Origin of the sequence: Methanosarcina sp. UBA5 (genome assembly GCF_002505485.1) — an archaeon.
Taxonomy (GTDB): Archaea; Halobacteriota; Methanosarcinia; order Methanosarcinales; family Methanosarcinaceae; genus Methanosarcina.
On record NZ_DAVG01000074.1, the window covers coordinates 1 to 7,055 of the forward strand.

Annotated in this window: 5 protein-coding genes; all 5 read right to left on the bottom strand. The window is 34.8% G+C overall.

The window, feature by feature from the left end; genetic code table 11:
- Positions 1–462: 462 nt before the first annotated feature.
- Positions 463–858: a hypothetical protein gene (locus tag BP621_RS07205; RefSeq protein ID WP_292388804.1), complete on the bottom strand. Its 396-nt coding sequence runs from the start codon at positions 856–858 to the stop codon at positions 463–465.
- Positions 859–1,389: 531 nt separating this feature from the next.
- Positions 1,390–3,693, bottom strand: a complete 2,304-nt coding sequence (locus BP621_RS07210; RefSeq protein ID WP_292388805.1) for a phage/plasmid primase, P4 family — start codon at positions 3,691–3,693, stop codon at positions 1,390–1,392.
- A gap of 410 nt (positions 3,694–4,103) precedes the next feature.
- On the bottom strand, positions 4,104–4,556 hold the full coding sequence (locus BP621_RS07215) for a hypothetical protein (RefSeq protein WP_292388807.1): 453 nt from the start codon (positions 4,554–4,556) through the stop codon (positions 4,104–4,106).
- Between the two features lie 449 nt (positions 4,557–5,005).
- Complete coding sequence (locus BP621_RS07220) at positions 5,006–5,248, bottom strand: hypothetical protein (protein WP_292388809.1); 243 nt, start codon at positions 5,246–5,248, stop codon at positions 5,006–5,008.
- A gap of 451 nt (positions 5,249–5,699) precedes the next feature.
- Entirely contained in the window at positions 5,700–7,049 is a 1,350-nt protein-coding gene (locus tag BP621_RS07225) for a tyrosine-type recombinase/integrase (RefSeq protein WP_422656670.1), read from the bottom strand.
- Between the last annotated feature and the right edge of the window lie 6 nt (positions 7,050–7,055).

Sequence of the window (7,055 nt, forward strand, 5' to 3'; positions counted from 1 at the left end):
GGACTTTGATAATATGCTGGCTAACTCATAATGAGAAACTCAATTGATTATTAAGAACGCGAGATTCAGATAAGCAATATGGAATTTTGGGATCAGCTCTATATGATTTCTGTATATTTGTGAGTACATAGCATAATTAATGCCAGTAATGCCAGTAATTATTCCAGATTCACTGGTAATGGCTCCGAATTTAATAAGTAATTCGTAGTTGCTCCGAATTCAGTAGCAATTATTCAGGATTTACTTAAGCACAATACCTGATAACAAGAAACTATGATGTAATTAGGAATAACACGTTTAAGATTAGGAGCAGTATATCTAAAATTAGAAGTGATGTCAAAAATGAATAATTATAATTAGAATTTTATAAAATTTACCATATGAAAGTAAGTAATATCTTTATCTATGGTTTTAGATAATTTGTAAGCTGTATAGATTTTTCAAAAATATATATTTTATAGTTTAATTAGTATTAGTTATATTTAAAATTTGAATTGAATTATTACTTTCGTTAAGCTTTGAAATATCAACATTCCTGTAGTTCTCAGAAATACGTTTGTAGTGTCTATCCACGCTTGTTCTACTCATTTGACAGTTATCTGAATCATTGAATATCCTCGATACGAACTCATCTATTAGCTGGGCATCCAGTTCGATGTAGTTTCTCTTACAAACATACATTATAGCTGCAATAGAAACGCACTCATAAGAAATGTAAAGGTTTTCATAAAGGTCATAGTCCAGAAATATGTCCACAACTATTTTTTCAGTTGGCCCTGCTATGTTTGCAGGTAAATCAAAGATTTTTGACAATAAACAGATGAAGTATACTCTTTCATTATTCAATTCGGTATTCATAGTATTACCACTTTATTATATATTCGAAAAAAAATAGATATGGTGGCTTAATACACCATAAATTAACAGTTTATTAACAGGTATGAACCCCCCCAAGCTGAGTTAACACATTAACAGTCCATGAGAATGCCCTGTTCATGGATTGCTCAGATGAAGTCAGTTCAGATTTTTTAGATTTTGAAAATTACTTTATAAAAAAGAAATCTCGATACATTAGCAGATACATTAGCAAATAGAGGTTTATAAGCTAAATTGATTTGTATTACTTCTGAGCCATGTAAGACAATACCTTACGTCCAATAGGCAAATCATGCTGAATGATATTGGTTTATTCCGTCTAACTTGTCTAACTTGTCTAACTATTTTTTACTTTCCCCTTTTACCACAGTAAGGGGAAAAAAAATATTTTATCTCCTAGGAATAAGAATTTACTTAGACAACCTAGACATCCCCCTATCTGTGGCGACCAATAGTGATTATTTCATCCAGCGCACCAATAACACCGGACAGGATCAAGACATAATGGACAGATTACAGCCTTGACTTATTTATTGAAATACCCTCCCAGTAGTACTTTCTATCGTCAGTCGTAGATCCCCTTATTGTTTGATATCCCAATTTTTTGAGTTTCTTTCCAAACACTGCATTTGATTCCGGCTTTTCGCCATTCTTTTTGCACCACTTAGAATAAGCGTCATAAACTGCAGCTTTTAAGGTGTCCTCTGTGCTCGTTTGTAAACATTCATCAGCAAAGGCAGCAACAGAGTCACTTTTGAGGCGATACATTCTTTCAACTTCCTCGATCGTCTTATGATAAGAGAAATCTCCACTTTTCAGAAGTCCTTTCAGAGCTTTAATTGCCTTGTTAAGCAACCCAGACAGTTCTTCCTTAGTTGTAATCTTCTGGATCAAATTTCGGTCTGCGTTTTTTCCTTCAAATTTATTAGGAAATTCAATTAAAATCCACCTGCGGTAATAGGCATATCCAGCATTTTTCACAGGCGGTAGATCATTAGCAGAGAAAATTAATCTTGCAGTATTGTTAAAATAAAATGCTTGCTGGCCTTTCCTTTCTCCTCTGATCTGTTTCTCATTCCCTGTCAATGTAGTAAACGCAGAACTGTCATATATTTCAGATCCAGCTATGTCGGGACAAACATTCATCAATTTTCCATAGAGATTTGCTACAGAAAATCTGTCTTTCTCCAACTTATGTAAACTTTCTCCTGAAGTATTTACAATTCCAATGAGTTCGGTCAAAAGATTAAGAAGTACACTTTTCCCGTTTGATCCAGAGCCCAGAAGCATAACTGCTTTTTCCATCCTATTATCTGGAATCATCATGTGGCCGGCCCATTCTAACAGTACCTGTATATCTTCTTCAGACACTATTTCGGATAGAAACTTATCAATCATTGGGCACTCTGCATTTTCATTATATTCTACAGGTAACTGTAAAATCGACAACAGTTTAGGCGTATGTGGCTTGAATTTATCTTCTTTAAGATCATAAAGGCCATTCTTTAAGTTGATTACATATGTTTCTTTACCGACAGAATCACGGGTGATTAACGTCTCAACTTTGATAAATGACAATGTTTCCTGTCTGCGAGCTCTTGTGGAGTAATTTCCCAGTTTTTCTTGAGCTACTCGTGCTATAAGATTTTCTCCTCCAGGTTGATATACTCCATTTTTATAGCAGTATGTCTCTTTGGTGTCATCAAAAGTAAGAAAATGATATTCGCCCATTATTTCATCTGCTAGCGATTTAACAATAAACCGCCCTTCTGAAAAATATTTTCTACTTGGATCCTCATTAATCCTGTCAAGTGCCTTACTGATCGTCCATTCCTTGTAGTCTGTACGATTCCATTTCTCACTATAAAGTCCAGATCCTGTGAACAGTCTATCAATCTGATTTCTATCCTTAGTCTGGGCTGCAAACATGCTGCATAGAGCAAGGTCAGCTTCACTCTTAGAAGGGTAGCATCCCAATACTTTCCAGTTCCCACCGTAGAGAATGTTGAAACGTTCAGCATTCCTTGCATGCCTGCATTTCTCTAAAACATCAAAATCGGAGATCCCATATCTTACATTTTTAGGTTCTTTTGAATACCCATATGCTGGAACTAAGGAGTCTGCCAAATAAGTAGTACTTCCAGCCTGTGGGCTTGTTCCATCAGGGCTTAGTGACGATTCATTAACTTGAACAGGTACTTCCTCTGCGATGTTAGGTTTATCGTCATCAGGGAACCATTTTTCATAAAACTCGTCAATGATCTCTTGGGAGTTATTAATTTCAGATGGTGTACCAGGTACATGGTTACCTGTAACTGTCATACAATGCTTATAAGAATACATTTCACGGCCAGTACCGTCTGGTTGTTTTTCCCTTCTTCCTGCCTTTACCATTTTAGCTTTGACGAACACATGGACTCCAGTTCCACTTGGTGAAAACTCAGTATAGGAATTCAGTTTCGTGATTTCTTCCAAAGCTTGTTGATTCCATTTTCCCGTAGCTGGATTATAAATATGGTCGAAATCAATGCAGATGTAAGGATCATTTTCAGTTACCACAAAACCGATTCCAGAATAATCATAGTTGTTAGTATATGCCCGACATACAAGCTCGAAACTGCTTTGGTTTTCGGGTAAATTCCAACTTTTCATCTGGCCTCTAACATTGAAGGGAAATTTTTTTAATTTTCCATCAACAATTTTAAATTTGAAGAGTATCCATTGATTCCGACTTCTCAATTCCCATGGTATGGAATCTTCATTGATAGTCGTTGGTTTTAAATAGGTTTCATTTATAAAATTAGGATGTGTATTCATATTAATAATATTTCCTTACTTATTTTTTTAAAGATATAAGAGGGAATTAGTATCCCGTAACTTACAAGATTAGAGAGTATACACTCTATGAAACTACTTTGTAGAATAGTTTTTTTAAGTTTGAAAATTTGATTATTACATTAAAAAGAGAATTTTCATTCAAACCTGCCTTAAAAATAGGAACTATACTTTCGTCCAGAATTGCTTAAACTCTTAGGAAAGGAACTTCAACGTCATCAAAGTCGAAAGTATTCACTTCAGAACAGGTTTTCATAATCAAATTCTCAGTTTCAAGGCAAACATGCAGGGTGCCTGCACGAAGATCAGGAAAGAATATCTTACAATCTTTCTTCTCTCTACTTAATATATGCGGACTCAAGTTAAGTACTACTATTTAAACGTTCCTTTTATCAGATAGATTGCTCTTTATCCTCGTAATATTCTCGGATTCTTGATTCGCATTGAAATACCTGTAAAAGCATTGCAGGCTGATCTTTGTCTTTAAAGAACATTTCTACTAATTCGGATTCGTCTATTGGCTGATTATCCAGAAGAGTACAATACCAAGTTAGCGCAAATATAACGCATTCAAAACGTTTCTTTTTGAAAAATAATTTATGATTAAGCCACATTTCAGCAAAACGGCATCTAATATCCTCATCCATATTTGGACTCAAGGATTTGATACTAACCACTATCTTAATGAAACTATATTTTTGATAGTCAAGTCCATCATTGTCTTTCAATAATCTATAGTTTAGAGCTTGAACTCGACCATTGATAAAGTTAGATCTGATTTCAGATTCTGCTTTATGTTTTTCTAATTTAGATTCAATTTCATTTAACTTAGCGTTTTTCTTCATTATTCAACCCTGTTTTTAAATAAATGTATTAAAAGAATTGGCAGATGCTAATTTCGATAGCACAAGCTAAACTCAACAGTAAATACTGACTTCTTTAGTAAATTGTTCAACAGCTCCGCTAAGTTCACGTCCTAACAAAGATTTAAATATAACTTTTGCATATGATGTTGAACGTTAGATTTTCGTATTTCGCAATTATTGCAAGATATTTGAAAGAGCTCAAATACCTTAGTGGAACTTTTAGACTTTTTATTGGGTTATTTTATATGTTAATATTATATAAATTTTGACCGTTTTATTGAGTTAAATATTATAGTAATTAATATATAATTTTAAAGATTTGAGCTAAATTAAAAAATATGTTTTTAAATATGAAATATAAAAATGAGTAAATAAATTATATTTAAGAAGACCTGTAGACAGGCACCTCTTTTTCATAACCTGGAAACTCAAGAAATTAAACTCCCAAATTCTGCAATTTTTTCCTCTACCAGTTTATTAACTTTAGTTTTTATTATTGATGGAAAGCCAAGTTTTGGATTTTCCGCTACTTTTTCGATATTCAGTTGTTTGGCGGATTTCGGAGTAATCCCATTTGCTTTTAAGACTACATTATCAATGTCATGCCCTGGCAAATAAACGTATACACTGAGCATGTCTGACCATTGTGTCAATCCAAAGTACACATTCATTTGGGCTTCTATGAGCTAATTTGCCATGTATGTACAGCGAGAATGCCGGAACATGTGAGAATTAATCCTTTTATTAATCCCTGCTTTCTTAGCTACTCGCTGTAGCATCATCCTTATTGCACCATAAAAAGAATGGCTCCAGTAAATTCTTTACTGTTCAAAGTAACCCATAAGGGAGCCATTAGGATTGTAACCTTTTGGATCTACTTGCAACCAGGCTTTCAGATCTTTTAGCAACAATAAAAGACGTCAAATCAAAATATGAGCTGAGGCATTGAAAAAAGAGTATGCATTATAATTTAACTGATTATTTCTTTTATTACAAGTTTCTACATTCAATCGAGCCATGAAATTGTTACGATTCATAATTTCGGTTTTAGCCATAAAATGCTTGGGCACTTCAAACCTTGATTTTCATTATCCCTTTTTCCGTAAGGCAGCCAAAAAGGTATTAAGACTTCTTCTCACTTGCCTTACTATCAGGTTTCAGGATTCTCTTTATAATGTCTTCTTCTTTTTCAGGTATATATTCAGGTGGCACTCCTAAGTCTCGCACTCCTGATTCTCTTGGTCTGTATTCTGAATATTCTGCGCCTAACCTGGCGAGCTCATCAATTTGCTCGTCATCAAAGTCGCGAGTAAATTCAATTTTATTCTCTTCATTTAATTTAAATGCATCTAAAAGCTCTTTCATGATTTCTGATTTTAATGCTGCTTTTCCTGCCTTTTCAGCTTCTAATTCTTTGCGTAGTTCTTGCAGCTCTCTTCTTTCTACAATATTCCTTACTGTTTCAGCCTGCAGTATTTGGTTTTCCTGCTTGATCCTTAGGTATTCAGGACTCTCTGAAATATCGGCTTCTTTCTGAATCGTCAAGTACGGAACAAACTTTAGATAAATTTCCCTGAGCTGCTTAGGACTTGCCCTAAAGTATGCTGCTTTGGTATCGTTTAAAGTATGTCCCATTAAAAATTCTGTGAAAAAGAAATCTGCTCCTGAGTTTAAGAGTGTACTATTAAAGTATTTCCTGACATTGTGTGACCTTAAAAGATTCCAATCACCTTTTGGAGTGTTTTTCTGTGCCTTTTCGGATATTGTTCTGTAAATCTTAAAGAAAGAAAGTTCCTTAAGTCGACGCAGTTCATCATTTTTAGTTTCAAGAAATTGGTTGGGGATTTGTCTTCCTATGAAGAGGTAGTTAGTATCCACAAGTACACGTTGCTTTTCAATTTGATTTTGTCTCTTTTTATCAGTTGTCTTAATAGTCCTTGCTCTAAATTCCAGATAATCCTGTACTGCTCTGGAAGCCTCAGGACTCAGGAAGGTCACGAAATCAGTGCCTACTTTTCCCCTTCTAAGTATAAGTGTTGTTATCTCGGTCTTGGAATCATACCCTTCTTTAAAGTCCTTGACCTTCAACCTGATAATTTCATTTGCACTTAATCCGCTTGATACACCTACCAGTAAGATAGCTTTTTCAAGAGGGTCACAAACTTTTAAAGCGTCTTGTAGGTCTTCCTTGGTTGGAATGTCCTTATGCTTTTCTAATGGTTGGGCTCTGTTGCCGGATCTAGGCAGTTTAGGTACGTCGATATCAAAACATTTGTAAAAAGATTGCATGCGGGCTACATGGCTTTTCACACTCATCGGCGCAAGACCCTGATCTTGTAAATGTTTTCGAAACCCGATAAGATACCGTTTTACACTTCTCTGTCGCAATAGCAACCCTTTTCTAATTTCTGCTTCCGCTTCTGTCAGCAGCTCATTGGGAGTTTTACCTGTCCAATCAGTAAACGCTTGCATTGAGTA

What these genes read in the sequence shown, in the direction of transcription:
- BP621_RS07205 (WP_292388804.1), bottom strand. Translation starts at nt 858, where the DNA reads ATGAATACCGAATTGAATAATGAAAGAGTATACTTCATCTGTTTATTG.
- BP621_RS07210 (WP_292388805.1), bottom strand. Translation starts at nt 3,693, where the DNA reads ATGAATACACATCCTAATTTTATAAATGAAACCTATTTAAAACCAACG.
- BP621_RS07215 (WP_292388807.1), bottom strand. Translation starts at nt 4,556, where the DNA reads ATGAAGAAAAACGCTAAGTTAAATGAAATTGAATCTAAATTAGAAAAA.
- BP621_RS07220 (WP_292388809.1), bottom strand. Translation starts at nt 5,248, where the DNA reads ATGAATGTGTACTTTGGATTGACACAATGGTCAGACATGCTCAGTGTA.
- BP621_RS07225 (WP_422656670.1), bottom strand. Translation starts at nt 7,049, where the DNA reads ATGCAAGCGTTTACTGATTGGACAGGTAAAACTCCCAATGAGCTGCTG.